At 76.5% G+C, this 26,661-nt stretch carries 19 protein-coding genes and 1 pseudogene; 8 read left to right on the forward strand and 12 right to left on the reverse strand.

The genetic code is table 11. From position 1 onward, the window contains the following. Window positions 1-2 precede the first annotated feature (2 nt). On the forward strand, window positions 3-2,357 hold the full coding sequence (gene lon, locus ACI79O_RS09910; RefSeq protein WP_456914014.1) for an endopeptidase La: 2,355 nt from the start codon (window positions 3-5) through the stop codon (window positions 2,355-2,357). Window positions 2,358-2,451: 94 nt separating this feature from the next. Here lon and ACI79O_RS09915 read toward each other — a convergent pair whose 3' ends face one another. Continuing rightward, a complete protein-coding gene (locus ACI79O_RS09915) occupies window positions 2,452-3,051 on the reverse strand; it encodes a hypothetical protein (protein WP_456914015.1) in 600 nt (199 codons plus the stop codon). Window positions 3,052-3,190: 139 nt separating this feature from the next. Next, window positions 3,191-4,840: an MFS transporter gene (locus tag ACI79O_RS09920; RefSeq protein ID WP_456914016.1), complete on the reverse strand. Its 1,650-nt coding sequence runs from the start codon at window positions 4,838-4,840 to the stop codon at window positions 3,191-3,193. Window positions 4,841-5,093: 253 nt separating this feature from the next. On the opposite strand from ACI79O_RS09920, the pseudogene ACI79O_RS09925 reads away from it, so the two are divergent. Beyond that, window positions 5,094-5,537 (forward strand): annotated as a pseudogene (locus tag ACI79O_RS09925) (GtrA family protein); the annotation flags it as partial. Between the two features lie 66 nt (window positions 5,538-5,603). Here the strand turns inward: ACI79O_RS09925 and ACI79O_RS09930 are convergent. From ACI79O_RS09930 to ACI79O_RS09940, 3 genes are all read right to left on the reverse strand, one after another. After that, window positions 5,604-6,002: a hypothetical protein gene (locus ACI79O_RS09930; RefSeq protein WP_456914017.1), complete on the reverse strand. Its 399-nt coding sequence runs from the start codon at window positions 6,000-6,002 to the stop codon at window positions 5,604-5,606. A gap of 104 nt (window positions 6,003-6,106) precedes the next feature. Beyond that, window positions 6,107-6,703 (reverse strand): TPM domain-containing protein, encoded by a 597-nt coding sequence (locus ACI79O_RS09935; protein WP_456914018.1) that lies wholly within the window; start codon window positions 6,701-6,703, stop codon window positions 6,107-6,109. A gap of 163 nt (window positions 6,704-6,866) precedes the next feature. Continuing rightward, on the reverse strand, window positions 6,867-7,589 hold the full coding sequence (locus ACI79O_RS09940) for a 4'-phosphopantetheinyl transferase family protein (protein WP_456892679.1): 723 nt from the start codon (window positions 7,587-7,589) through the stop codon (window positions 6,867-6,869). A 256-nt stretch (window positions 7,590-7,845) separates the two neighbouring features. On the opposite strand from ACI79O_RS09940, the gene ACI79O_RS09945 reads away from it, so the two are divergent. The 3 genes from ACI79O_RS09945 to ACI79O_RS09955 are packed head-to-tail and all read left to right on the forward strand — an operon-like array spanning window position 7,846 to window position 14,037. Continuing rightward, window positions 7,846-12,012 (forward strand): Pls/PosA family non-ribosomal peptide synthetase, encoded by a 4,167-nt coding sequence (locus ACI79O_RS09945; RefSeq protein ID WP_456892677.1) that lies wholly within the window; start codon window positions 7,846-7,848, stop codon window positions 12,010-12,012. 29 nt (window positions 12,013-12,041) lie between these two features. Continuing rightward, complete coding sequence (locus ACI79O_RS09950) at window positions 12,042-13,331, forward strand: heparan-alpha-glucosaminide N-acetyltransferase domain-containing protein (RefSeq protein ID WP_456914019.1); 1,290 nt, start codon at window positions 12,042-12,044, stop codon at window positions 13,329-13,331. Further along, window positions 13,318-14,037: a BPL-N domain-containing protein gene (locus ACI79O_RS09955; protein ID WP_456914020.1), complete on the forward strand. Its 720-nt coding sequence runs from the start codon at window positions 13,318-13,320 to the stop codon at window positions 14,035-14,037. The genes ACI79O_RS09950 and ACI79O_RS09955 overlap by 14 nt, the downstream gene beginning before the upstream one ends. A gap of 72 nt (window positions 14,038-14,109) precedes the next feature. On the opposite strand, the gene ACI79O_RS09960 is transcribed toward ACI79O_RS09955, so the two are convergent. Further along, entirely contained in the window at window positions 14,110-15,345 is a 1,236-nt protein-coding gene (locus ACI79O_RS09960; protein WP_456914021.1) for a hypothetical protein, read from the reverse strand. A 264-nt stretch (window positions 15,346-15,609) separates the two neighbouring features. Here ACI79O_RS09960 and ACI79O_RS09965 point away from each other — a divergent pair, with 264 nt between their 5' ends. Further along, window positions 15,610-17,034, forward strand: coding sequence for a M1 family aminopeptidase (locus ACI79O_RS09965; protein WP_456892670.1), 1,425 nt, complete (start codon window positions 15,610-15,612; stop codon window positions 17,032-17,034). Between the two features lie 15 nt (window positions 17,035-17,049). Here the strand turns inward: ACI79O_RS09965 and ACI79O_RS09970 are convergent, their stop codons facing one another. The 4 genes from ACI79O_RS09970 to ACI79O_RS09985 all read right to left on the reverse strand — a co-directional run bounded on the left by ACI79O_RS09970 (window position 17,050) and on the right by ACI79O_RS09985 (window position 19,874). Continuing rightward, window positions 17,050-18,783 carry an alpha/beta hydrolase gene (locus tag ACI79O_RS09970; protein ID WP_456892668.1) on the reverse strand — a complete coding sequence of 578 codons (1,734 nt, stop codon included), beginning with the start codon at window positions 18,781-18,783 and terminating at the stop codon, window positions 17,050-17,052. Further along, window positions 18,780-18,956: a hypothetical protein gene (locus ACI79O_RS09975; protein ID WP_456892667.1), complete on the reverse strand. Its 177-nt coding sequence runs from the start codon at window positions 18,954-18,956 to the stop codon at window positions 18,780-18,782. Before ACI79O_RS09975 ends, ACI79O_RS09970 begins: the two co-directional genes overlap by 4 nt. A 169-nt stretch (window positions 18,957-19,125) precedes the next feature. Beyond that, complete coding sequence (locus ACI79O_RS09980; protein WP_456892665.1) at window positions 19,126-19,281, reverse strand: hypothetical protein; 156 nt, start codon at window positions 19,279-19,281, stop codon at window positions 19,126-19,128. A gap of 14 nt (window positions 19,282-19,295) precedes the next feature. Then, window positions 19,296-19,874 carry an HdeD family acid-resistance protein gene (locus ACI79O_RS09985; protein ID WP_456892663.1) on the reverse strand — a complete coding sequence of 193 codons (579 nt, stop codon included), beginning with the start codon at window positions 19,872-19,874 and terminating at the stop codon, window positions 19,296-19,298. Window positions 19,875-20,169: 295 nt separating this feature from the next. Here ACI79O_RS09985 and ACI79O_RS09990 point away from each other — a divergent pair, with 295 nt between their 5' ends. Further along, window positions 20,170-22,761 carry a LuxR C-terminal-related transcriptional regulator gene (locus ACI79O_RS09990; protein WP_456914022.1) on the forward strand — a complete coding sequence of 864 codons (2,592 nt, stop codon included), beginning with the start codon at window positions 20,170-20,172 and terminating at the stop codon, window positions 22,759-22,761. Window positions 22,762-22,777: 16 nt separating this feature from the next. Here ACI79O_RS09990 and ACI79O_RS09995 read toward each other — a convergent pair whose 3' ends face one another. Continuing rightward, complete coding sequence (locus tag ACI79O_RS09995; protein WP_456877923.1) at window positions 22,778-22,984, reverse strand: hypothetical protein; 207 nt, start codon at window positions 22,982-22,984, stop codon at window positions 22,778-22,780. Between the two features lie 122 nt (window positions 22,985-23,106). Between ACI79O_RS09995 and ACI79O_RS10000 the strand changes: the two genes are divergently transcribed. Then, window positions 23,107-23,841 (forward strand): CPBP family intramembrane glutamic endopeptidase, encoded by a 735-nt coding sequence (locus ACI79O_RS10000; RefSeq protein ID WP_456914023.1) that lies wholly within the window; start codon window positions 23,107-23,109, stop codon window positions 23,839-23,841. A 6-nt stretch (window positions 23,842-23,847) separates the two neighbouring features. Here ACI79O_RS10000 and ACI79O_RS10005 read toward each other — a convergent pair whose 3' ends face one another. Next, window positions 23,848-26,439 (reverse strand): DUF4062 domain-containing protein, encoded by a 2,592-nt coding sequence (locus ACI79O_RS10005; RefSeq protein ID WP_456914024.1) that lies wholly within the window; start codon window positions 26,437-26,439, stop codon window positions 23,848-23,850. Window positions 26,440-26,661: the final 222 nt, after the last annotated feature.

Below are 26,661 nucleotides of genomic sequence, written 5' to 3' on the forward strand. Positions count from 1 at the left end.
CGATGAGCGGAACCGAGAGACTGCCGCTGCTGCCGCTGGACGACACGGTCGTCCTCCCCGGCATGGCGGTGCCCGTGGAGCTGGAGGACGCCGAGGCCCGGGTCGCCGTCGACGCGGCCCGTACGCCGGAGGGGACGTCCCGCGTCCTGCTCGTCCCGCGGCTGGACGGCCGCTACGCCGGGATCGGCACCGTCGCGGTGGTGGAGCAGGTCGGCCGGCTGCCCGGCGGGCAGCGGGGTGCGCTGGTGCGCGGCACGGCCCGCGCCCGCATCGGCGCGGGTGCCGGCGGGCCCGGCGGCGCGCTGTGGGTGGAGGTCACCGTCCTGCCCGACGAGGGGCAGGGCGAGCGCGCCCAGGAGCTGGCCCGCGAGTACAAGGGCCTGATCGTGTCGGTGCTGCAGGCCCGGGGCGCGTGGCAGCTGATCGACGGCGTGCAGCGGCTGACCGACCCGTCCGCGGTGGCCGACACCGCCGGGTACGCGTCCTACCTGACCGCCCAGCAGAAGCTGACGCTGCTGGAGACCGCGGACGTCGCCCGCCGACTGGAGCTGGCCACCGGCTGGGCCCGCGAGCACCTCGCCGAGCTCGAGGTCGCCGAGACGATCCGCAAGGACGTGCAGGAGGGCATGGACCGCCAGCAGCGGGAGTTCCTGCTCCGCCGGCAGCTGGCCGCCGTCCGCAAGGAGCTGCGCGAGCTGGAGGGCGGCGGGGACGGCGGCGACGAGCCGGCCGACCTGCGCACCCGCGTGGAGGACGCCGACCTGCCCGAGCACGTGCGCACGGCGGCGCTGCGGGAGGTCGACCGGCTGGAGCGCACCTCCGACCAGTCGCCGGAGTCCGGCTGGATCCGGACGTGGCTGGACACCGTGCTGGAGCTCCCGTGGTCCACGCGCACCGAGGACGCCTACGACGTCGCCGGCGCGCGGGCGGTGCTCGACGCCGACCACGCGGGCCTCGACGAGGTCAAGGAGCGCATCACCGAGTACCTCGCCGTCCGCAGGCGGCGCGAGGAGCGCGGGCTGGGCGTCGTCGGTGGCCGGCGCAGCGGCGCGGTGCTGGCGCTCGTGGGCCCGCCGGGGGTCGGCAAGACCTCCCTGGGGGAGTCGGTGGCCCGCGCGATGGGCCGCCGGTTCGTCCGCGTCGCGCTCGGCGGCGTCCGCGACGAGGCCGAGATCCGCGGCCACCGGCGGACCTACGTCGGCGCGCTGCCCGGCCGGATCGTGCGCGCGGTCGCCGAGGCGGGGTCGATGAACCCGGTCGTGCTGCTCGACGAGGTCGACAAGCTCGGCAGCGACTACCGCGGCGACCCCGCGGCCGCGCTGCTCGAGGTGCTCGACCCCGCGCAGAACCACACGTTCCGCGACCACTACCTCGAGGTCGAGCTCGACCTGTCCGACGTCGTCTTCCTCGCCACGGCCAACGTGCTCGAGGCGATCCCGGCGCCGGTGCTCGACCGCATGGAGGTGGTCCGGCTCGACGGCTACACCGAGGACGAGAAGGTGACCATCGCCCGGGACCACCTGCTGCCCCGCCAGCTCGAGCGCGCCGGGCTCACCCCCGACGAGGTCACCGTCGACGACGACGTGCTGCGGACCCTGGCCACCGAGTACACCCGCGAGGCCGGCGTCCGGGAGCTCGAGCGCCAGCTCGCCCGCCTGCTGCGCAAGGTCACCGCGCGGCTGTCCGGCCCGGACGCGGCCCCGGTCCACGTCGACGCCGGCGCGCTGCGCGGGCTGGTCGGCCGCCCGCGGTTCACCCCGGAGTCCGCCGAGCGCACCGCGCTGCCCGGCGTGGCGACCGGCCTGGCCGTGACGGGCACCGGCGGGGACGTGCTCTTCGTCGAGGCGTCGCTCGCCGACCCCGAGACCGGGGCCACCGGGCTGCGCCTGACCGGTCAGCTCGGCGACGTGATGAAGGAGTCGGCGCAGATCGCGCTGTCCTTCCTCCGCTCGCACGGCGCCGAGCTGGAGCTGCCGGTGTCCGACCTGCGTGAGCGGGAGGTGCACGTGCACGTGCCCGCCGGCGCGGTGCCCAAGGACGGGCCCAGCGCCGGGATCACGATGGTCACCGCGCTGGCGTCGGTGCTGTCCGGCCGGCCGGTGCGCAGCGACGTCGCGATGACCGGCGAGGTCTCCCTCACCGGCCGGGTGCTGCCGATCGGCGGGGTCAAGCAGAAGCTGCTGGCCGCGCACCGCGCCGGCATCCCCGAGGTGCTGCTGCCGGCGCGCAACGAGCCCGACCTCGACGACGTCCCGGCCGCGGTCCGCGACCTGCTGACCGTCCACCTGGTCGGCGACGTCCGCGACGTGCTCGCCCTGGCCCTCGAGCCCGCGACCAGGCCGGCGCTCGCTGCCTGAGCCCCGGGGTCCGACCGCGGTGGTGCGGTCGGGCCCCGGCGCGGCGGCCGGCGGGGTCGCCGCTGCCCGCGGGCGGGTGGACGGCCGGCCCGCGTCAGGCCGTCCGGGCGCCCGCGGCGGCGCCGGGCGGGTCCTGGGTGGTCGCCGAGCGTGCTCGGGCGGTCAGGTAGGCCACGCGGGCCACGGACTCGACCACACCGGCGCTGAGCAGTGCGGTGCTGACCAGGCCGAGGACGCTCGTGGACTCCGTGCTGAGCTCGCGCTGGGCCATCTGCAGCACCACGAGGACGACGAGGAGCAGCATCTCCTGCCAGTTGCGCTCCAGGACCAGCCGGTTGCCCACCCGGTGCGCGCGGCCGAGGAGGTAGCGCGCGCGGAGGACCCCGAGCACCGCGCCGACCACCCCGCCGATCGCGAGTGCGATCAGGTGCGCCGACCCGGCGGCGACGTCCTTGGCCAGCACCCCGGCGACCAGCACCACCGCGACCAGGGGCTCCAGCCACTGCTGCTGCAGGCGCACGGCCCGCTCGCGCCTGCCGAGGTGGTAGCGGCGGCGCAGCACCCGCCGCCGCCAGAACGAGTAACCGGCCAGCAGGAGCAGCACGGCCAGTACGACGACCTCGAGGACCCCGTTCTCCGCCGGGGCGCCGGACGCGGCGAGGGCCGTCGTCCCTGGGTCAGCAGGAGCGCTCACCGGACCTCCCTGCGCGCGGCGGCGGCTGTCCGGGAGGGGATCGGCTGCCGACGGGGGCGGCTGTGGGTACAGCAGGCTATCGGGGGCTGCGGCCTCGCGGACCGTCCCGCGGCGCGCGGGACCGGCCGCGGTGGTGCGGTCAGGCCGCGGGGCGGCGGGCGGGTGCGTCGCGCGGCGTCGGGCGGACGAGCGCGAGGGTCGCGACGATCCCGAGGGCGACGATGCCGATCGCGACCAGCAGCACCGCGTCCAGCGCCGCGACGAAGGCGCGGTCGTAGGCGGCCGACAGGACGCCGGCCGAGGAGCCCAGCTCCCGGGCGGCCGCGCCGGGACCGCCGGCGGCGGCCAGCCGGGCGGCGTCGGCGGCCGTCGCGGCGTCCAGGCCGGCGCCCGCCAGGGCCGCGGTCAGCCGGTCGGCCAGCACGGCCTGCAGCAGGGTCCCCAGCCCGGCGATGCCCGCGGCGATGCCCAGCTGCCGGGCGGTGTTGTTGACCCCCGAGGCCATGCCGCTGTGCGCGGCGTCGACCGTGCCCAGAGCGGCGACGGTCATCGTGGGGTTGACCAGCCCGGCGCCCGCGCCGAAGACCAGCAGCCCCGGCAGGAGCCGGAGCAGCCCGGCGTCGGGGGAGAGGCCGACGAGCAGCGCCGGCCCGAGCCCGCAGAGGACCAGCCCGGCGACCAGGGTGAGCCGCACGCCGGCCCGGGCCACCACGCGGGCGGCGAGCAGCGACACCGCCAGCGAGGACACGGCGAACGGCGCGACCTGCAGGCCGGCCAGCGTCGGTCCCGACCCCCCGACCTGCAGCAGGAACAGCGTGAGGTAGACCACCGGCGCGAACCCGGCGGCGGCGAACACCAGCGCGACCAGCGTGGCGCCCAGGAAGGTGCGGTCGCGGAGCAGGGCCGGCTCGATCAGCGGCGCGCGCACGCGGTGCTCGGCCAGCAGGAAGCCGGCGAACAGGGCCAGCGCCCCGGTCGCCATGGTCAGGGTCGCGGCGCTGGTCCAGCCCAGCGCGCCGGCCCGCTGCAGCACCACGACCAGCAGCACCAGCGCGCCGGTGAGCAGCGTGGTGCCCAGCCAGTCGAGGCGGGCCCCCGCCCGCGCCGGCCCGCCGCGCAGGTGACGGGCCCCGACGGCGAGGGTGGGCAGCACCAGCGCCGCGGCGACGAGGAACTGCGACCGCCACCCGCTCGTCTCGACCAGCACACCGCCCAGGAGCGGCCCCAGCGCGATGGCCCCCGACACGCTGGCGCCCCAAATGCCGACCGCCCGGGCGCGGGCCGGGCCCTCGAACTCCGCGGCCAGCAGCGCCAGCCCGTTGGGGAACAGCACCGCCGCGCCCAGGCCCTGCACCACCCGCCCGGCGACCAGGACGGGAGCCGAGGGCGACAGCCCGCACAGCACCGACCCGGCACCGAAGAGCGCGAGGCCGAGCAGGGCGCAGCGGCGGTGCCCGTAGCGGTCGCCGAGCGCGCCGCCGGCCAGCAGCAGCGAGGCCAGCACGAGGGCGTACACCGACAGCACCCACTGCTGCGTCTCGAAGCCCGCGGCCAGGTCGGCGGCGATGGCGGGCAGCGCCACGTTGGGTGCGGTGACGTTGAACAGCAGCAGCGCCGAGGCTAGACAGACCACCACCAGCGTCCACCGCTGACACCGGCGCGCGGCGGCCTCGGGCTCTCCGGGCGGGCGGGGGACCGGCGGGGCCCCGGGGTGGGCCGGGCACGCGGCCAGGCCGGCGGCGGGCCGCAGGTCTCCCCGCTCGAGGAGCTGCGGCGCACGCCCGGCCACGGCCTACACCGCCGGGCGGTCGGCGCCGCGCAGCGCGGGGGCGGAGGTCGGGGCGGGGGTCGGGGCGTGGGCCATGTCCGGTCCGCCTTCCGTCGCGGGCGAGCGCAGCCTGCGGCCCAGTCAAGCACGCAGGATCCGCAGTCGCTGCCGTCGTCGGCGCCTCCCGACCGCGCGTGCGGCGGGGGTGTGGTCAGGGGTGGATCCAGGGTCCTCCCGGATGTGCCGCGCCGGGTCCGGCCAGCAGCCTGGGCGCATGCCAGCGACGGTCCGCGAGCCCGGTCCCGCGACGACGGCCCCGCCCCCGCTGCCGCCGGTCCGGCCGGCCGCCTGGCCGGCGCGCGACTCCGCCCCGGCGCAGTTCGTCCGGTTCGTCCTGGTCGGCGGTTCGGCGAACCTGGTCTACGCCGGTCTCTTCCTGCTGCTGGCCGGGTCCGGGACCCAGGCGGCCAACCTGGTCGGGGTCGTGGCGTCCACGGCGCTGGCCAACGAGCTGCACCGCCGCCTGACCTTCCGCGCCGGCGACCGGACCGGCTGGGCGACGGCGCAGTGGGCCGGCGGTGGCCTGGCCGCCGCGGGGCTGGCGGCCTCGAGCCTCACCCTGGCCGCGCTGGAGACCTGGACCGTCTCCGCCGGGCCGGTCGTGTCGGTGCTCGCGGTGTGCGCGGTCAGCGGCGCGGTGGGACTGGTCCGCTTCGCCGGGCTCCGCTGGGTCCTCGCCGTCCGCCCGGGTGCACGCCCTCCCGCCGCGGTGCGCCGCGACGGCTCAGCGGGCGTCGCGCAGCGGAGCGGTGCAGCAGCCGTCGCACGGATGGGTGGTCGTGGCGCCGCCGACGGACTGCAGGTGGACGACGTCGTCCGGGTCGGGGTGCCCGACGCCGTGGTCGCAGACGCGGTCGGAGAAGCCGTAGAACTCGCGCCACACCCGCGGCCACGTCCGCATGTGGTGGGCGCTCGGGTGGTGCAGGGAGCAGCCACGGCCCTCGCAGAGCGCGGGGTCGTGGGGACGGGTCAGGCTCATGCCGGGCGCGGCCCCCACCGGCGCGCCCGGGACCGTCGCGTGCGTGCAGGCGTCGGCCGTGACCGGCTGGATGACGCGAGGCGGCCGCGGCGGCTCCGGTGCGGTGGCCGACGTCGGCTCGGTGACGGCCGGGGGGATGGACACACCACGCAGCCTCGGGGCACCTCCTGTACGTCCCCCCGTGTCGGGGCTGTGAGCTCCCTGGGAGGCGTGACGTGGGACACCCGCCGCCGGGCGGCGCGGCGCGGTTACCGGGACGAGGTGCTCGCGGACCGCCGACGGGACAGCAGGTGCGCGACGAGCAGGACGGCGGCGACGCCGCCGACCACCGCGAGGGTCTGGGTGGCCGACCACTGGGGGCTCCCTGCCTCGTCCTCCTCGGGGGCCGCGAGCGAGCGGAGCCCGTCGGACATCGTGACGACCGCGCCGGACCAGTCCCGGGCGTCCAGCCGCGGCTGCACCTCGTCGAGGACGACCCGCTCGACGTCCACCTCGGACAGGGGGAAGTCGTCGTCGACCCACCACCCGTACTCGTAGGTGTCCTGGCCGACGGCCACGGCCAGCAGCACGTCGGACTCCTCGAGAGCGGACAGCCGCGCGGTGCCGGCGGCCCAGTCGCCGGCGTCGGTGGAGTCGAAGGAGGACACGAAGACGGCGTGCAGGCCCAGGTCCGTGTCGGCGCCCAGGTCCTCCACCGACGCCTGGGCCGCCGCAGCCCCGGCGCCCAGGGCCCCGACCTCGTCGGTGACCTGAGCGGTCATCTCGAACGGGGGCTCGGCCCACGCCGGTCCGGGGACGAGCGTCACCAGCGCCACCGCTCCGGCGACGACCACAGCCCTGCGCACCACGACCTCCGAGGGGGATCCGGGCACGGGACGCCCGGGATGGCGGACTCTACGTGCGGCCGGTCGCGTGGCCACCCCGGCGACCCACCGCGGGGGCGGGCTCCGCCCGTCCGGGGGACACCGACCGGCACGAACGGCTGCACCGCGACGCGGGCCGGACCGGTCAGCCGTCCGGCGGGCGCGTCCCCTCCAGCGTCCCCCTCGCAGGGGCGGTCCGCAGCGTCGGCGTCCCCGTCCCCGCGACCCCGACCGCCACGCGCAGCGCGTCGTCGAACCAGTCCGCGACGTCCAGGGACCCGAACCGCCCGACCGTCGGTCCCGACGGGTCCTGGCCCGGGCAGAGGTCGACCTCGATCCGGGACAGGTCGTCGAGCGTCGCGGCGCCGACCTTCACCAGGCTCTCCTTGCGCACCCAGTGGCGCAGGAACGCGGTCGCCGGGTCGGCGGACTCGCGCACCCGTTCCAGCTCGGCGGGGGTGAGCGCGGAGCCCAGCACCGCCGGGCCGGTGCCGCCGGCCGGGGGTCCCTCCACGTCGACGCCGACCGGGTGCCAGTCCGCGGCCGCGACGACGGCGCCGCGGGTGTGCGCCAGGCTGACGTGCACCTCGGGCAGGCCGGCCAGCGACGGCCTGCCGTGGTCGGCCGAGCCGCACTCCGCGCACCGCTGCACCAGCTCGAGCGTGCCGACCGCGCGGCCGGTCAGCGCCGCAGCGCAGTGCCGCACCAGCACGTGGGCCGCGACGTAGGACTCCCGGTCGGCGGGGTGGCGCAGGGCCGCGGCCCGCCGTCGCTCGCGCGCCGTCAGGACGCCGCCATCGGCGTCCTCGAGGACGGCGCGGGCGCGGCCGGTGACCACGAGGGGTCCTTCTCCCGGCACCCGGTCCATCCCGCTCTCCCTGCCTCGCGGCCAGCTCCGCGCGGGAGAGGGTAATGGCGAAAGCGCATTGTGATCGATCGCTTTCTTAGCGTCACAAGTCGACCGATCGGGTTACGGGCACGTCACGTCCCGGATTGCGTCGGTGCTGCTCAGTGACAAAGGAGGGCGTGTCGCCGTCCATTTCGATCTCTGCTGCAGGAGGTCGCGGATCAGCAGGTTTAGTGGTCCGTCGAATGCCGTGTCGGGGGCTGCAGAGAGTGAGCGAATGGCAACACAGAACGAACGAACCCAGGACTTCTCGGACTTCCCCCACGAGGAGAACGGGCACTCCACCGTCGCGGCTGCCCGGAACGCCCCCCTCGGCGCCACCGCCCTCGGACACCGGCTGCACGACGACGTCGGATACCGGCTGCACGACAACTTCGTCGCGGAGCTCGGCCAGACCACCGGGGTCACCCGGCTGAGCCGGTACTTCGAGCGCACCTGCGACAGCCGGCCCTCGGCGACGGCGCTGGAGTGCGGGGGCGAGCGCCTCTCCTACGCCGACCTCGACCAGCGGGCCAACCGCCTGGCCAACCTGCTGATGAGCCGCGGCATCGGGTGCGGCGTCCGGGTCGGCATCCTGCTGCACCGCTCGGTCGACACCTACGTCGCACTGCTGGCCGTCACCAAGACCGAGGCGACCTTCGTCCCCATCGACCCCGAGGCGCCCGCCGACCGGCTGCTCTACATCGCCGAGGACTGCTCGCTCGCCCTCGTGGTGACGCACTCCTCGTTCGCGGCCTCCTGCGCCGCGCTGCCCTGCGAGAGCCTCCTGCTCGACGAGCTCGGGCACGAGCTCGCGGTCCAGTCGAGCGCCCGCCCCGGCACCGAGTCCGACGGGGACCCGGTCTGCTACGTCATCTACACGTCCGGCTCGAGCGGCCGCCCCAAGGGCGTGGAGATCAGCCAGTCCAGCATCTGCAACTTCATCGGCATCGTGCCGTCCCTGTACGGGGTCGAACCGACCGACCGCGTCTACCAGGGCATGACGATCGCCTTCGACTTCTCCATCGAGGAGATCTGGCCCACGTGGGCGGTGGGGGCGACGCTCGTCGCCGGCCCCACCGACGGCCGCCGGGTGGGGTCGGGACTGGCCGACTTCCTCGAGGACAACGAGATCACGATGATCTACTGCGTCCCCACCGTGCTGGCGACGCTGGACCGCCTGCTGCCCAGCATCCGCACGGTCAACGTGGGCGGGGAGGCATGCCCGCGCGAGCTGGTCGACCGCTGGGGGCCCGGGCGCCGGATCCTGAACACCTACGGGCCCACCGAGACCACCGTGACCTGCACCATGGCCGAGCTGCTTCCGGGCCGGCCGGTGACCATCGGGCGCCCGCTGCCCACCTACCGGGTCACGCTGCTCGACGACGACCGGCGCCCGGTGCCGGCCGGAGAGGTCGGGGAGATCTGCGTCGGCGGGCCCGGTGTGGCCCGCGGCTACGTCAACCGGCCCGACCTCACCGCCGACCGGTTCATCCCCGACCCCCGCGGCATCCCCGGGGAGCGCATCTACCGGACCGGGGACCTCGGCCGATTCCTCCCCGACGGCCAGATCGAGTACCTCGGGCGCGCAGACAGCGAGGTCAAGGTCCGAGGCCACCGGGTCGACCTGCAGGAGATCGAGAGCGTGCTCCTGGAGCACCCCGCGGTGACGGCCGCCGTGGTCGCCCTGCTGCCCTCGTCGGACACCGGCGGGGACTTGGCCGGCTACGTCGTCCTGCGGGGCGGCGAGGCAGACGCCGCCGACGAGGTCATCGCCCAGCTGCACGAGCAGGCAGTGCAGCAGCTGCCGCCCTACATGGTGCCGTCGTACCTCGACGTGGTCACGTCGATCCCGATGCTGCCCAGCGGCAAGGCCGACCGCGGCCGGCTGCCGGCGCCCACGCGGCCGCGGCTGATCCGCACCGGCGCGGAGCACGAGCCCCCGGCGACCCCGGCGGAGGCGTGGATCGCCGGGCTGTGGGAGGAGATGCTCTCCCTGCCCGCCGGTGCGGTCTCGGTCGAGGCCGACTTCTTCGAGGCGCTGGGCGGGCACTCCCTCGTGGCGGCCAACGTCGTCTCCGCCATGCGGGAGAGCGACCTCGGCGCGGGGCTGTCCATCCTGGACTTCTACCGGCACCCCACCGTCCGGGGCCTGGCCGCCTTCCTCGAGGCCGGCGCCGGTGACCAGCCGGACGCCACGACGCTCGAGCCGCGCGAGCCCCGGCCGGCGCCGCCGTCCCGTGGTCGAGTCGTCGCGTTCGGAGCGGCGCAGCTGTCGGTCCTGGTCGCGATCGTCGGGCTCTTCCTCCTCCCCGTCGCCGTCGCCTACGGCCTCAACGACGGCCAGCCCTCGCTGGCGCTGGTCCTCCAACTCGCGGTCGCGCTGCCGACGTCCTACCTCGTCACCCGCTGGGTCCTCCCGGTGGTCGGTTCCCGACTGCTCTCGCGCGGCCTGCGCGCCGGAGACCACCCGCTGTGGGGCGGCACGCACCTGCGGGTGTGGACCGTGCAGAAGCTGCTGTCCATCTCCCCGATGACCGTGCTCAGCGGGTCCCCGTGGGCGGCGACCTACCTGCGCCTGGCCGGCGCCCGGGTCGACGCCGAGTGCCACCTCGGCTCGGCCGACGTCTCCCTGCCGTCGTTCCTGAGCGTCGGCCCCGGCGCGACGATCGGGTACGGCACCCAGCTGCACGGCCACCGCGTCGCCGAGGGCGTGCTGACCCTCGCCCCGGTCACCATCGGCACCGGCGCCGTCGTCGGGTCCGAGAGCGTGCTCGAGTGCGGCTCGGAGGTCGGGGAGAACGCCATCCTCGGCGACCAGTCCCTGCTGCCCTCCGGCCGCGCCGTCCCCGCGGGGGAGAGCTGGGCCGGGTCCCCGGCGCGGTCGGCGCCCGAGGCGATCGACCCGGTCGTCGGGCTCATGGCCGCGTGCGCCGCCGCCCCGCGCACCTGGTCCCGCGGGCTCCTGGCCGGCTTCGCGGGCGGCGTCCTCCTCCTGGAGCTGATGCCGTTCCTGATCCTGCTGCCGGTGGTCACCGTGGTGTGGTGGGTCCTGCTCACCTACGGCACCGCGGCCGCGTTCCTGGCCACCGCGCTGTCCGGGCCGCTGTTCGTCCTCGCCTCCTGCGGCTTCCTGCTGGGCGCCCGCCGCCTGGTGCTGTCGGCGACGCCGGAGGGCGTGCACCACCTGCGGTCGAAGCTGGGCGTCGAGAAGTGGCTGGGGGACAAGCTGCTCGAGCTGAGCCTGCTGTTCACCAACACCATGTACTCGACCCTCTACACGCCGATGTGGCTGCGGGCGCTGGGGACCCGCGTCGGCAAGGGCGCCGAGGTCTCCACCATCGCCAACATCGATCCGGACCTGCTCACCCTCGGCGAGGGCAGCTTCGTGGCCGACATGGCCAGCGTGGGCAGCGCGACCTACGCCAACGGCCACGTCGCCCTCCGCCGGACCGAGATCGGCTCCCGCGCCTTCGTCGGCAACGCCGCCTTCGTCCCCGCGGGCTCACAGCTCGGCGCGGGCTCGCTGATCGGCGTCCGCAGCGTCCCGCCGACCGAGGGGGCCGACCCCGGCACCTCCTGGCTCGGCTCGCCGCCGTTCTACCTGCCGCGGCGAGAGGTCTTCGAGGAGTTCACCGAGGCGCAGACGTACGCGCCGTCGCGGCGGCAGGTGGGCGCCCGGTACGCGATCGAGTTCCTCCGCATCGTGCTGCCGAGCTCGCTGCTCGCCGTCGCGACCTTCGCCACCCTGTACGGCCTGTCCTCGCTGGCGCTCTCCTGGAGCACGGTGGCCACGGTCCTGCTCGCCCCGGTGGTGGCCCTGGGCTCCAGCGCCCTGGTGCTGTTGTTCGTGGCCGCGCTCAAGTGGGCCGTCGTGGGCCGGTACCGGCCGCGGGTGCGGCCGCTGTGGAACGGGTTCGTCCGCCGGACCGAGTTCGTCACCGGCGTCTACGAGGCGGCGGCGGTCCCGGCGCTGCTCACCTTCCTCACCGGCACGCCGCTGCTCGGCCCGGCGCTGCGCCTGTTCGGCTGCCGGGTCGGCCGGCGGACGCTGATCGACACGACCTACGTCACGGAGTTCGACCTCGTCACGATCGGCGACGACGTGTCGGTGGGCGCGAACGCGTCGCTGCAGACCCACCTGTTCGAGGACCGGGTCATGAAGATGGACCACGTGGTGCTGCGCGACCGGGCGAGCATCGGCGACAAGGCCGTCGTCCTGTACGACTCCGTCGTCGAGGAGGACGCCACGCTCGCCGCCCTGTCCCTGGCGATGAAGGGTGAGGTGCTGCCCCGGGAGACCACCTGGTGCGGCATCCCGGCCCAGAAGGTCGGCCGCGCCCCGGTGGCCGCGCCGCCGCACCGCGCCCACCGGCTGTCGACGGCGGGGGAGGGCCGGCGATGACGACCGGCGCCGAGGGGCGGCGGGACCCCGTGACTACTCCGGCGGGCCGGCCCGGGGCGTCCACCCTGGCCCACGCCTGCGACCCGGCCCCGCCGGGGGACGCCTCCGGCACCCCGGCGACGACGGCCCCGGGCCGGCGGTCCGGCTCGCGGCTGATCGGGATCGACGCGGCGCGGGGGGTCGCCCTGCTGGGCATGATCGCCGTCCACGTCATGGACCCGGTCGACGCCGACGGCCGCAACCCCTCGCTGACGTGGAGCCTGGCGGCGGGCAAGTCGGCGGCGCTGTTCGCCCTGCTCGCCGGCGTGGGTGTCGCCTTCGCCAGCGGCCGTCGCGAGCGGCCGCACGGCCGGGCCTGGGTGGCCAGCGCGAGCTCGCTCGTCGTCCGTGCGCTGCTGATCGCCGTCGTCGGCCTCACCCTCGGGGCCGTCGTCCCCGAGGAGCGGGCGGCGGTGATCCTGCCGTACTACGCCCTGCTGTTCCTGCTGGCGATCCCGCTGCTCTCGCTGTCGGTCCGCGCCCTCGTGCTGGTCGCCGGCGCCATCGCGATCGGGATGCCGGTCCTCAGCCACGTCCTGCGGTCGGGCAGCGAGCTGGTCGCCGCCCCCAACCGCACCTTCGGGCAGCTCGCCTCGGACCCGGTGGGTGTGCTCACCGAGCTGGCGCTGACCGGGACCTACCCCGCGCTGCCGTGGCTGGCGTACCTGTGCGTCGGGCTCGCCGTGGGCCGGGCGGCGCTGTCCTCCCGTCGGACCGCCGTCACCATCGCGCTCACCGGAGCCGCCCTCGCGGTGGCCGCCCGGGTCACGTCGTGGGTCCTCCTCGACGTCCTCGGCGGGCGCGCCGACCTCGAGGCGGTGGCGCTGCGGTCCCTGACCCAGGAGCAGCTCGCGGACCTGCTGGCGTGGGGCCCCGACGGCGTCACGCCGTCGGACACCGGGTGGTGGCTGGCCACGGTCTCGCCGCACTCGAGCACGCCGTTGGACCTGGTGTTCACCATCGGGGTCGGCCTGGCCGTCCTCGGGGTGTGCCTGCTGCTCGGGCGGATGACGACCGGCCTGCTGCGGCCGCTCGCCGTCGCGGGCAGCATGACCCTGACGCTGTACTCCCTGCACCTGCTGCTGCTCAGCTCGCCGTTCATGCCGGACGACGACCTGGCCTCCCTGCTGGTCCAAGTCCTGGTCCTGGTCGCCTTCGCCTTCGCCTGGAGCCGCACCCACGTGCGCGGTCCGCTCGAGGACCTCGTGGCCCGGGCGACCGGGGCGGTCCGGCGACGAGTGCTGGCCGGGCGCCGGGAGGAGGCCGGTGCCACCGCCTGACGGGGGCCGCTCCACCGGCCGCGACCTGGCGCTGGTCTACCGCGGACCGGCCTCGACCCCGGGGTGCCCGGAGGCGGTCGCGGCCGCGCTCCGCCGGAGCCGGTGGGACCTGGAGGTCCGCTTCGTCGGACCGCGCGAGGAGCTCCCGCTGCAGCCCGACGTGCTCGCCGGCGCCCGCCTCTACGCCCAGCCCGGCGGCGGGACGCTGCGGGCGGCGCACCGGAAGCTGCGGCGTTCGGCGGACACCATCCGGGAGTTCGTCCGGTCCGGCGGCGGTTACCTCGGCTTCTGCCTGGGCGGCTACCTGGCGGGCGAGACCCCCGGCTTCGGCCTGCTGCCCGGCGACACCGACCGGTTCATCTCCTCACCCGGCGCGCGGCCGGACCACGACGGCGACAGCCTGGTGGAGCTCGACTGGGCCGGACACCGCCGCCGGGTCTTCTTCCAGGACGGCCCGTGGTTCGACCTGGACCCCGCCCGGGGCCCGGCGGAGGTGCTCGCCACCTACGGCAACGGGCTGCCCGCCGCGGTCGTCGCCCCCTTCGGCCGCGGCGCGGTCGGCGTCGTGGGACCGCACCCCGAGGCCACGCCCGACTGGTACACCGACAGCGGGCTGCCCGTGCCGGCCGACGTGCGCGCCGACCTCACCCAGGACCTCGTCGACCGGGTGCTGCGGGCGGCCCGGCCCGGAGGCCGCGCCGCCTGACCCCTCCCCGACGACGGACCGGTGGGGCGCTCCCCGAGCGGGAGCGCCCCACCGGCGTCGTGGGAGGAGGCGTCAGGAGGCGTCGATCAGCTGCCCGACCGTGCGGCCGAGCCGGCCGTCGAGCGCGTGGCCGACCCCGGCCGGCCACTCGTGCGAGGTGACGACGCCGCGGCCGGCGTAGAAGCGCTCCCCGGCCTGCGCCCCCCATGAGGCGGTCAGCGGCACGGCGGTGTCGGCGGTGCCGGTGTACCAGTGGCCGCGGACCCCGGCCATGCGGGCGGCGGTCACCGCGGCCCCGCCGTCGGCGGGCGGCCCGCCGCCGCCGAACACCACCCAGCCGCCGCCGAGGCGCATCAGCTCCGGGTGCCGCGGCACGAGGAAGCGGGTGATCTCCTGCGCACCGGAGGAGAAGCCGGCCAGCCACACCTCGGTGACGGGGTAGGCGGCCATCTGGCGCTCGACCAGCTCGGCCAGGAAGTCCGCGTAGGCGGCGGTGTCGCCGGTGTGCCAGCACTCGCAGGACTGGTTCGGGCTCTCCACCGCCAGCGTGACCGCGTTGCGGGCCTTGGCGGCCGCGACCAGCCCCGACGCGCCGCCGAGCGCGTAGGAGGAGCCCGGGTTGTCCACGCCGTACTCGCCGGTGCCGTCGAGGTAGACGACCAGGCCGACCGGGCGCGCCGGGTCGACGCCGCCGGCGTAGAGGAGGTAGTTGCCGGTCTGCCCGTTGCCGGCCCGGAACGACTGGCGCGGCTGGTCGGTGAACGCCCCGCCCGAGCCGCCGGTGGAGCCACCGGCCGCCGGCGCGGCGGCGGCGGCCGACGTCGGCGCGCTCGACGACCCGCCCGCCGTCGGGGCCGCACCGCCGCGCCCCGAGCCGGCGGCCGCGGTGGCCTGCGGGGCCCCGGGCGCGGCCTCGGCCTGGACGTCCCCGGTCGCCGGCGCGGACGACGCGTCCTCGGCCGGCGGCTGGGCGGGCTCGGTGGGCTCGGCCACCGGGGCCTCGACGGGCGCCTCGGCCGGGACCTCGACCGGGACCTCGACCGGGGTCTCGGCCGGGGTCTCGGCCGGGACCTCGGCCGGCGAGGTGGGCGAGGGCACGGGAGCCGGGACGGTGCTGCTCGGGGCCGCCTCGGCGAGGGGAGCGGGCGGTGCGGCCTCCGCCCGGCTGCCCGCGTCGGTGGCGCCCGTCCGGCCGGCGGCGCCGAGCTGCAGGCCGGCGGGGTCGCACGCGGCGGTGGTCAGACAGATGATGGCCGCGGACGCGAGCACGCCGGCCCGGCGACCGGCGGCGGAGAGGGAACTGCGCACGAGTGGGGAGCCTCCGGATGTCCGCCCGTGACGACGGAACGTGATTGCGCTGTGACGCTACGAGGCTGACAGATCAACTCCGCGTCGACCAGAGGGCTGTTGGTCACACTCGTCCCAGCCGTACCACCCGTCCCGCCCGCCGCACCGAGCTGCCGATGACCCATGCCACGTTCGTCGGCGGTTCCGCGTGTCGGGTGCTGCGGGGATGATCGACGGTGATCGGTCAGGTCGGAGCCACCCGGTGGCCAGCTCACGAGGACGGGGATGCGCGGAGGTCGACGGTGGTCCGCGGTCGTCCTGGTGTCGTCGGTGGTGGTGACCGGCGGGTGCTCGGCGGCTCCCGAGGCACCGGCGGAGCCCGACGGGCGGGTGGCCGCCGTCGCGGAGCCGTGGGCCGACCGGCCGGTGGTGGACCTGCGGTTCGAGGTCGCCGCGGACCTCGGCTCGGTCGCCGGCCGCGAGGTCGTCGAGTTCACCCCCGACCTGGACACCTGCGAGCTGGTCTTCCGCGCGTGGCCGAACAAGCCCGCGACCGCGCGCGCGGGCAGCTCGCTGACGGTCACCGAGGTGCGGGTGGACGGCCGGGACGCCGGGTTCCGCGACGTCGCCGCCGGTGCACCGGCGGGCACCCCGGGCACGCTGGTCGAGGTGCCGCTGGAGGAGTGCCTGTCGGCGGGGGAGACCGTCACCGCTGACCTCTCCTTCGACGTGGTGCTCGGCGAGGAGGTCAACGAGCGGGTCGGGACCTCCTCCGAGGCGGAGGCCGCCTGGTTCGCCACGGCGTTCCCCCTCCTGGCGTGGGAGCGCGGGCGCGGCTGGGAACGGGGTCCCGCCGTCCCGGTCGCCGGCGAGACCGCGGTGAGCGAGGACTTCCGGCTGCGGTCGCTGGAGGTGGTCGCGCCGTCGGGCTACGGGGTCCTCGGCACCGGGCAGGCGGACGGGACCGAGGACGGGCCCGACGGGACGACGGTGCACCGCTTCACCGCGCCGGCGGTGCGGGACGTCGCCGTCGCGGTCGGGGACCTCGAGGTGACCGAGCGGACGATCGGCGGCGTCCGCGTGCGCGTGGGCCTCGACCGGGCGGTGGAGCGGGCGACCGGCGAGGACTGGCTGGACCAGATCGCCGGGTCCACCGACGACCTCGTCGAGTTCCTCGGCCCCTTCCCCTACGACGACCTCTGGGTGGTGGTGCTCTCCAGCCAGACCAGCGGCATCGAGTTCCCGGGGGCGATCCAGTTCGGTGACGTGGACCCGGAGCAGCGCCGGGGCCTGGTGACGCACGAGCTCGCGCACATGTGGTTCTACGGGCGGGTGGGCAACGACCAGGGCGAGCACCCGTGGCTGGACGAGTCGTTCGCGACGTTCGCCCAGATGGTGGCCGACGGCGACGAGGAGCCCGTCGTCCACGGCTCGGACGGGGACGCCCCGCCGGTGGGCGGGTCCATGACCTACTGGGCCGCGGAGTTCGAGCGCCCGAGCAGCACCTACTACGACACCGTCTACACCCTCGGCGGCGCCGCGCTCGTGGAGGCCCGCGACCGGGCCGGCCACGACGTGTTCGACGACGCGCTGGCCGGCTACACCGCGGCGAACGCCTACGCCGTCGCCGAGCCCGAGGACGTCCGGGAGGCGTTCGCCGACCTGCCGGAGGTCCTCGAGGTCCTCCGGCAGGTCGGCGCCCTGCCCTGACCGCCGGCCGACCGCTCACCGCCGGACGAGGGCCCGCAGCTCCTCGGCCCGCTCCGCCGTCCAGCCCTCCGGGCGCAGCAGCAGCGCCCAGGCGTCCACCGACTCGCGGGTGTAGCGGTGCCCGTGCCCCTCGGGCACGTCGAGGGAGAAGGGCATGTCGAGGGTGACCTGCCAGAACGTGACGACGGGCAGCCAGGTCATCTCGTCGAGGACGTCGCGCCCGGGTTCCTCGGCCAGCCAGTCGGGGCGGGAGAACAGCAGCGACGGGCTCCACCACACGATGGGGTCCGACGGGTGCTGCAGGAACAGCACCCGAGCCCCCTCCCACGGGACGCCGGCCGGGGGAGCGCCCTGCGTGACGTCGGTGCTGAACCGCACCGTCCGCCCGCCGCGGTACACCGGCTCGACCTCGCGGCTGCCCGGGTCGCGGTCCTCGCGGAACTCGGTGTGCAGCGCGTTGAAGTTGGGCGCGCCGACGAACAGCGCGCCCGAGACGCGGTTGCGCAGGTCGGACTCGCCGCTGAAGGCGGCCTCCGCGCCGAACGAGCCGAGGCTCTCCCCGAAGACGTAGAGCTGCGGCCGCGCGTCGGCGGGGAGCGCCGACCACCGCTCGTAGACGGCGTCGAACAGCTCCCGGCCGGCGGCGCGGGCACGGGACTGGTCGACGAGGTAGGAGATCCCCGAGGGGACGTAGGAGTACTGCATCGACACCAGCGCCGAGTCGCCACCGGCGATGTACTCGAAGGCGGCCATCGAGCCCGCGTCCAGCCAGCCGCGACCCGTCGTCGTCGCCACCAGCAGCCGGGACCGCTCGAAGCCGCCGGCCCGCGCCAGGTCGTCGACGGCGAGCTGCGCGCGGACCTGGACGTCGTCGGCGCTGCGCACGCCCGCGTAGACCCGGATCGGTTCCTCGGCCGCGGTGCCGGTGAACGCCGCGATCTCCTCGGCCGACGGGCCGCCGGCGACGATGGTGCGGCCCTCCCGGCCGAGGGTGTCCCACGCGATCAGCGAGCCCGGGCCGCCCGAGCGCAGCCCGCTGTCCGGCTGCTCGACGCCGTCGGCGGTGCCGGAGTCGACCAGGGCGAAGGACTCGTGCAGGCTCGTCCGCAGCGCCTCACCCGGCGACCCGGCCACCAGGAACAGCACGAGGCCGGCGACCACCAGCCCGCCGAGGGTGCGCGCCGCCCGGGCCCCGATCTGCCGCTCGAGCACCCGGGCGACCGCCCGCGCGGCTCCCCGGACCAGGCGCGCGACCCCGAGGAGCACGGCGAGGACGAGCAGGCCGACGGGGAGTGCCAGCAGCGCCCGCCACAGCGGCTCCCCCTCGGCGCCCATGAGGTCGCGCAGCCGGCCCTGCCAGCGCCGGCCGAGCAGGAAAGAGACCGTGAGCAGCACGGCCGCCGCCACGGCGAAGACCCGCCAGGACCGCCGCCGCGGCCGGCGGCGGTCGCGGTCGGCCAGTCCGCGCCAGACCGCCGCGAGGAGGACCCCGAGCCCGTACCCGAGCGCCGCGCTGATCCCGGCCACCACGCCCTGCGCCACCCCGCTGCGGGGCAGCAGCGACGGGGTGGACGACAGGCAGGCCAGGAGCAGAGCACCCCACGAGCCGGGCAGCGACAGCGCCCGTCCCGGCCGGGACCACCGCGCCGTCCTGCGCGGACCCAAGGCGCGCGCGGGGGAGCCCGCTGCCGGGACCGGGTCCGGCTGCGGCGCCTCGGCCACCCCGACCGGGGCCCCCGGCACGCTCACGGTCCCGACACCGGCCAGCCGGCGAGCGCCCAGACGGCGACGACCGCGCCGGTGAGCAGGCCGACCGTCAGCAGCAGCGCCCACGCGGCGAACACCAGGTCGAAGTCCTCCGGGTCCGGTTCCGGCCACTCCCGCCCGTCCTGGCCGGGAGGCCGCACGGTGGGGATCGACACCGGACCTCCTGGCACACGGAGCGGGACGGGCCTGGGAGCGGGAGCCTGGCGGCTGGTGACCGACGGTGGCCTCACCTGCACGGGATGAGGTCCCGTGCCGGCGGTGCGTCAGCGGTCGTAGCCACGGTGCTGCCCACGGCGAGGTCCTGCGGTGAGCGGCGCGAGGAGCTCACGGCGACCCACAGCAGGCCGATCGGGAAGGCGCGGCCGCGTCCCGCAGCGGCCGGCCGGTCGGCCACGCCCGCTCGGCGACCACGATGCCCGCGCCGACCACGACGTCCCGGGCCGACGGCACCCGCGCGCCGTCCGGGACCACCACCGTCACGGTCCCGTCCCCGGTCAGGTGGCGATGCGGCTGTCGTCGACCGGCCCGCCGACGGGCGCCGCGCGCCGTGCCGGCGCCGGCCGCATGCGCCCCACGGCCAGCAGGGTGACGCCCTCGAGCAGGGTCTGGAGCGTCAGCAGGGTGCCGAGCAGGGTCAGGGTGGCCGTGGTGAGGTTGAACAGGATCCACAGGCCCAGCACCACCGAGATGATCCCGCTGACCACGAGCACGGTCCGCGCCTCCGCGACCAGCACCCCGCCGAAGACCCGCGCCAACCCGGTCGCGAGGAACATCGACCCCGCCAGCAGCGTCAGGGTCAGCGCGCCGACCGTGGTGTTGCGGAGGATGAACAGGCCGAGCACCGCGAGCACGACCCCGCCGAGGGCCACCGCCCAGGACCCGCCCTCACGGATCGTGAACAGCGCCCCGACGACGAGCACCACCCCGGAGATCAGGGCCGTCCAGCCGATCAGCACGACCGACACCACCGTCGCGAGGACGACGTTGCCGAGCAGGATCACGCCGGCGATCACCAGCAGGACCCCGATCGCGATGTCGCCGCCGGTCCGCCGTCGCTCGAAGGTCGTGGTCACGTGCGCTCCTCCCGGGGTCCCCAGCCAGGGCAGCCTCCCGGGGCCGGGTGCGGCCCGGCTCCTCCGCGGAGGATGAGGTGTGGCACGGCGGCGTCCCGCCGGACCGGTCGTGACCGTCGGTCCCCGCTGCGGTCGCGAACCGTCCACTCAGTTGTGCGCAACCCCTGTCGGCGACGTCTCGATCGTCGTACGTTCGTGCCGCTGCAAGGGGGGGATCGTGGCCTCAGGCACGGGCTCGAGACGATCCGGGATACCTCGTGCGAAGACGGCGATCCCGCGTCTGTCGCCGGGGTACGTGCGCCGGCCGCGGCTGCTCGCCGCCCTCGACGCGGCGACGCCGGGCCAGGTCACCGCCGTGTGCGCGCCCGCCGGGTACGGCAAGACCCTGCTGCTCGCGGACTGGGCCTCCCGCGACCCGCGGCGGACGGCCTGGGTGTCCCTCGACGCCGACGACGACGACGACCGGCGCTTCTGGTCGGCCGTGCTGAGCGCGCTCGCCTCCTGCGCGGTCGTGCCGGCGGACTCGCCCCTCCACTCGGTCGCCGTCCCGCGGCTGCCGAGCCGGGACCCGGCGTTCCTCGCCACGGTGGCCGACGCGGTCGACCTGCTGCCCGAGCCCGTCCGGCTGGTGCTCGACGACGTGCACGAGCTGACCGCGTCCGAACCCCGGCACGGGCTGGCCGCCCTCGTCCGCGACCGTCCTCCCGGGCTGCACCTGGTGCTGGCCGGACGCACCGACCCGCCGCTGCCGCTGAGCCGCATGCGGGTGGCCGGCGAGCTCGCCGAGATCCGGGCGGAGGCCCTCCGGTTCTCGGTGCCGGAGGCGGACACCATGCTGGCCTCGGCCGACGTCGAGGCCAGCCCCGAGCAGGTGCGCCTGCTCGTCGAGCAGACGGAGGGCTGGGCCGCCGGGCTGCGGCTGGCGGCGCTGTCCCTGCGCGAGACCGACGACCCCGACCGGTTCCTCACCGACTTCGTCGGCAACGGCCGCGCCGTGTCCGACTACCTGGTCGGGGAGGTCCTGGCCCGGCTCCCGGCCGACGTGCTCGACCTGCTCCGGGCGCTGAGCGTGTGCGACCAGCTGTCCGCACCGCTGGCGGTGGCGGTGTCCGGCCGGCCGGACGCGGCGGAGGTCCTCGACGCGATGGAGCGCGACACCTCGCTGGTCCTGAGCTCCGGCCAGGGCCGCCTCTGGTACCGGGTGCACCCGCTGCTGCGCTCGCACCTGCTCGCCGACCTGACGCGCCGCCGGCCCGACCTGGTGCTCGACCTGCACCGGCGGGCGGCGGGGTGGTACGCGTCGCGGGGCGGGGTCGTCGAGGCGCTCACCCACGCGCGGCAGGGCGGCGACCCCGCGGCCGTGGCGCTGCTGCTGCGCGAGAACACCGGCCGGCTGGTCACCGACGGCCACTACCGGGCGATGCGCGAGGCGCTGACCTGGATCGGTGCCGCGGTGGGGGAGGACCCCTGGCTGGAGCTGCTCGCCGGGCTGGTCGACGTCGAGGCCGGGGCGCTGGTCGCGGCCGACGGCCACCTCGCCCGGGCGGCGGCCGCCTGGCCGGCCGAGCCCGGGGAGGAGCTCGTGGAGCTGCGCGCCCTGGTCCGCGCCCGGCGGGTGAACATGGCCGGGAACCCGGCCGACATGGTGACGGCGACCGACGCGCTCACCCCGACGGCCGCGGACGCCCCCGGCCTGGCGGTGACGGCGGCCCTCGACCGGGCGCTGGCGCTGCTGGCGGCCGACCGTCGGGGCGAGGCGGAGACCATCGCCGGGGCGGCACTGGTCCGGGCGCAGCAGCTGGGCCAGCGGTACCTGGTGGCCCGGAGCCGCACGGTCCTGGGGGCCGTCGCCGGCGTCCGGGGGGACTTCCGGCGGATGTCCGCCCTCGCCGAGGAGGCCGACGTCGGCGCCCGGGGGACCGACTGGGGCGCCACGGCCGGAGCCGCCTTCACGGCCTCGATGCGCGCGTACGCGGCGCTGCTGCGGGTGGAGCCGGAGCGGTGCCTGGACCTGCTGGCCCCGGCGCTCGCCTTCCACGAGCGGGAGCCACCGCCCCCGTCCAACCCGGTGGCGGTCACGGTCCGGGCGCTGCACGGGGCCGCCTCGGCCGATCTCGGGCGCGAGGCCGACGGCCTCGACGGGATGCGGCGGGCGCGGACGGCGGTGGCCGGTCACCCGCTGGCGGCGAGCGCGGCCGCCCTGGTCGCGCTGCTCGAGCACGGGACGGCCACCCGGGCGGGCCACCCCGAGCCCGCCCGCGCCGCGCTGGAGTGGGCCGAGTCGACGCTCGGGAACACCGGCGACGTGGCCCTCATGCGGGCGCTCCGCCTGGTCGCCCTGGGCCGGCACCGGTCGGCCGTCGAGACCCTGCAGCCGGTGCTGGACCGGTCGCTCGCCGTCACTGTCCCGTGGGCGCTCCTGGCCGGCTGGGTCCTGGACTGCCGGCTCGCGGTGCTGCAGGGCCACCCGTCCCGGGCGCGCAGCAGCCTGGAACGGGCCCTGGCGCTGACCGAGGCGATGGACGCGCCGCGGCCACTGGCGCTCGCGCCCGACGAGGTGGTCGAGCTGCTGACCCGCCACCTCGGCAGCTTCGGGAGCGCCGACCCGACCGCGCACCGGGTGCTCGCCGCCCGGACCGCGCTCGGCGTCGGCGGGCGCCCGGTGGCGCTGACCGACCGGGAGCGGGCGGTGCTGCGGCTGCTGCCCAGCCAGCGCTCGTTCGAGGAGATCGCCAGCGACCTGACGGTCTCCCACAGCACCGTGAAGACCCACGTCCGGGCGATCTACGGCAAGCTCGGCGTGAACTCGCGCCGGGCCGCGGTGGACAGCGCACGGAGGCGCGGGGTGCTCGTCGAGCCGAGGCCCGAGGACGGCGCCGGGAGCTGACCCGGGGCCGGGGACGTCAGCCGGGGACCTCGTGCAGCGACACGACGCGCAGCCCGAGGTCCTGCAACCGGGCGAGGATGCCGTGCAGCTCCGCCGCGTCGGCCACCTGCCCGTGGATGATCGTCTCCGGCGGGGCGTCCAGGACCTCCAGGTCCGGGAACGCCCCCCGGGTGTGGTCGGACACCAGGCCCGCCACCCGGAACTCGTACCGTCGTGAGGACACGGCCCGACCTCCTGACCTCGACCACCCGGCATCGTCGCCGGGCGGACCGGGTGGCACGTCCTCCGTTGGGGATGGGATGCCGACCGTGCCGGGTGGGGCTCCCCGGCGGGTAGGACCCGGCCGTGACGGCGGGCAGGGGGGTCGCGTGGCGGTCCCGGACCTGGTGGGGCGGCGTGCCGTTCGCCGCGGCGCTGGTCGTGGTGCTGGTGCTGTGGAACAACGTCGTCGTCCCCCGGGTGCCCGGCGGCCGCGGGGCCTACGTGGCGGTGAACGTCGCGGCCGCCGGTGTGCTGCTGCTCGCCGCGCGCGCGACCGGGTCCTCGTGGGCGGACCTGGGCCTGGCCCGCCGCTGCGTCCCGGCCGGGCTGCGGTGGGGCGGCGCCGCCTTCGCCGTGGTCGCGGCCGGCTACGCGTTCGCGCTCGCGCTGCCGGTCCTCCGCCCGCTGCTCGCCGACGCCCGCGTCGCCGATCTCGGGCCGGGTGAGATCGCCGGCGACGTGCTCGTCCGCATCCCCCTGGGCACCGTGCTGTGGGAGGAGGTGGCCTTCCGCGGCGTGCTGCTGGCCGTCCTCGCCCGGGTCCTCCCCCTGCGCGCGGCCGCGGTCGTCTCGGCCGTCGTCTTCGGGCTGTGGCACGTCCGGCCGACGCTCGGCGCCCTCGCCGCCAACGACCTCGTGGAGGGCCCGGCCGCCCGGGCCGCGGCCGTGGCCCTCGCCTGCGCCGGCACCGCCGTCGCGGGCCTGCTGTTCACCTGGCTGCGGGTGCGCAGCGGCAGCCTGCTGGCCCCGGCGCTGCTGCACCTGGCGACGAACACGCTGGGGACGCTGGCCGCGGTCACCGCCCTCCGCTCGGGCTGACCCGGCCTACGGGCCGCGGACGAGGGCGACCGCCCCGCGGTGGTCGAGCCCGGTCCCGGCGGTGAAGGCGGCCGCGTAGTCCTCGGCGGCGACGGCGCCGGCCACGCGGCCCGTCAGCTCCGCCTCCTCCCCCCGCGCGGACGGCCACGCCCGCAGGCCCGCGCGCCGCCGCAGCCCGTCGGCCGCACCGAGCGCGGTCGCGGCCCGCCGGGCGTCCCCGTGGGCGAGCGCGAGCCGGGCGGCCGAGACGAGGGCGAAGGTGAGGGTCAGGGTGCTCACCTCGATGTCCTCGCTCCCATCCACCGACCCGGCGAGGAGCGCCTGCGCCTCCTCCAGCCGGCCCGACCGGACCGCGAGGGCGGCGAGCTGGGTCCGGGTCGTCGCCCGGAGCCAGTCGTTGCCGAGCTGGCCGCCGTGCTCGTCGACCTCCTCCAGGTGGGCCCGGGCGGCCACGTCCTCGCCGAGCGCCATCTCCACCATCCCGACGGTCAGGGCGGCGAACGCCGCGAACGGCTCGTTCTCCCGGCGCAGGCCCTCGAGGGCCCGCGACGCGGTCCGCAGCGCACCGTCGAGGTCGCCGACGATCGGCAGGATCCACGAGACGGCCAGTTGGGCGGCGTCCACCAGGTAGGGGTCGTCGAAACGGCCCTCCAGCGCCCGGAGCCCGTCGACGGCGGTCAGCGCGCCGTCGTCGTCGCCGACCTCGACCGCGGTGACGGCCGAGGTGAGCAGCAGCTCGGCCCGCGCCCGGTCGTCCAGTGCGTCGGCGCGCTGCTGGACCTGGTCGATCCACGCCCGGCCCTCCGGCATGCGCCCGCGCATCTGCCAGAACAGCCAGAGGATGCGGAAGACGTGCGGGAGCGGCGCGATGTCGTGCGCGAGGAACCAGCGGATGGCGACCCGCAGGTCCTCCTCCTCGGTGCGCAGCCGGGCGGCCCACTCCTGCTGCCGCTCGGCGGGCCAGTCGGCGTTCTCCACCAGCGCGCCGAAGTACTCGGCGTGGCGCCGCTCGACGTCGTCCCGCTCCGGGCTGCCGGCCAGGCGCTCGGCGGCGAGCTCCTGAACCGCCGCCAGCATGCGGAACCGGGGACCGGTGCCGGTGACGTCGATGGTCACGAGGCTGTGCCGGGCGAGCGCGTCGAGCAGGTCCAGCGTCTCGTCCTCCGGGAGGGCGGCGACGTGCGCGGCGGCCTCGGCGCTCCACCCCCCGGCGAAGACCGACAGCGTCGCCAGCATCCGCTGCTCGGCGTCGGTCAGCAGCCCGACGCTCCACTCGACGGTCGCGCGCAGGGTGCGCTGGCGCTCGGGCAGGTCGACCGGACCCGACCCCAGGGCGTCGAGCCGCCGGCCGAGCCGTGCGAGCAGCGCGTCGGGGGTCAGCAACCGGGTGCGCGCCGCCGCGAGCTCGATGGCCAGCGGCAGGCCGTCGAGGCGCCGGCAGATCTCCGCCACGGCCGGCGCGTTCTCCTCGGTCAGCGCGAAGTCGTAGCGGACGGCCTGCGCCCGGTCGACGAACAGCCGGACGGCGGGCAGTGCGGCCAGCCGGTCCACCGCCGGTGGGGACGGGAACGCCGGCACGGTGAGCGTCCCCACCGGGTACTCCCGCTCGGCCCGCAGCCGGAGGGCGGTGCGGCTGGTGCCGAGGACCACGAGCCCGGCGCAGCGGGCCAGCAGGGCGTCGAGCTCGGCGGCGACCGCCACGACCTGTTCGAGGTTGTCGAGCACGAGCAGCGTCGGGGTGTCCGCGAGGTGCTCGGCCAGGACGTCCAGCGGCGGGCGGGCACCGTCGAGCGCGGCGCCGAGGACGGCGGCGACCCGCGGCAGCACCAGCGCGGGGTCGTCGACCGAGGCCAGCGGGACGAACACCGCCCCCCGTGGGTAGCGGGCCTGGACCCGTTCCGCCACGGCGATCGCCAGCCGCGTCTTGCCGACGCCGCCGGGCCCGGTCAGGGTGACCAGCCGCGCCCCGGGGGACTGCAGCAGGCCCGCGACGGCGTCGATGTCCTGCTCGCGCCCGATCAGCGACGTCGACGTCAGCGGCAGGGTCCGCGTGCCCGGCCGGTCGGTGGCCCGGGGCGCGGGGGACGCCGGGGCGCGGTCGGCCCGGCCCGTGGTCGTGAACCGCTCGCTGAGCAGCAGGGCGAGGTCGTCGCGGACCAGCCGCGCCAGCTCCCGCGGGGTGCGGAACGGGCGGTAGGAGTCGGTGCCCTCCGACTGGAGCCCGGCGAGCATGGCCGCCAGCCGGGGCTCCCGCTCGGGTGCCGGCCCCTTGACGTAGAGCAGCCGGGGGATCGAGCCGGAGAGCCGGAACTCGTCCTCCAGGCCCGAGACGTCCATGTCGGGCCCGATCCAGCCGTACCGCTGCCAGTACAGGCCGATGAAGACGTCCGACTGGGCCAGGTAGGCGCGGTACAGCTCGCGGGGCGGGTGCGGCCGGGCCCCGAGCTCGAACATGACCGGCGTGAGGCGGAGCGCCGTGATGGCCCGCGCGACGGCCGCGCGCTCCTCGGCGAGCTCGGTCAGCGTGGAGCTCACGAAGACGCGCAAGCGCTGGTCCGGGGTCCGGATCGCGGCCGTGTCCTGTTCGGTCACCGTCATGCGTCCTCCTCGGGGAGGGCCGCCGTCGACGTCCGGCGGTCGGGCTGCAGGGCCCGTGGGGACAGGGTCGCGATCTCCGCGTGCGACCGGTAGGGGCTCGAGGACCGGTCCGCGGATCGGCGTGGGACGTGCAGTCCTCGTGACGCCCGTGTGACGCACCGTCAGCCGATGCTGGGACTGTGTAAAGAGTCACGTTCGACCCTTGTTCACCGCGCAGCCCTC

The organism is Geodermatophilus sp. SYSU D00696 (assembly GCF_054050235.1).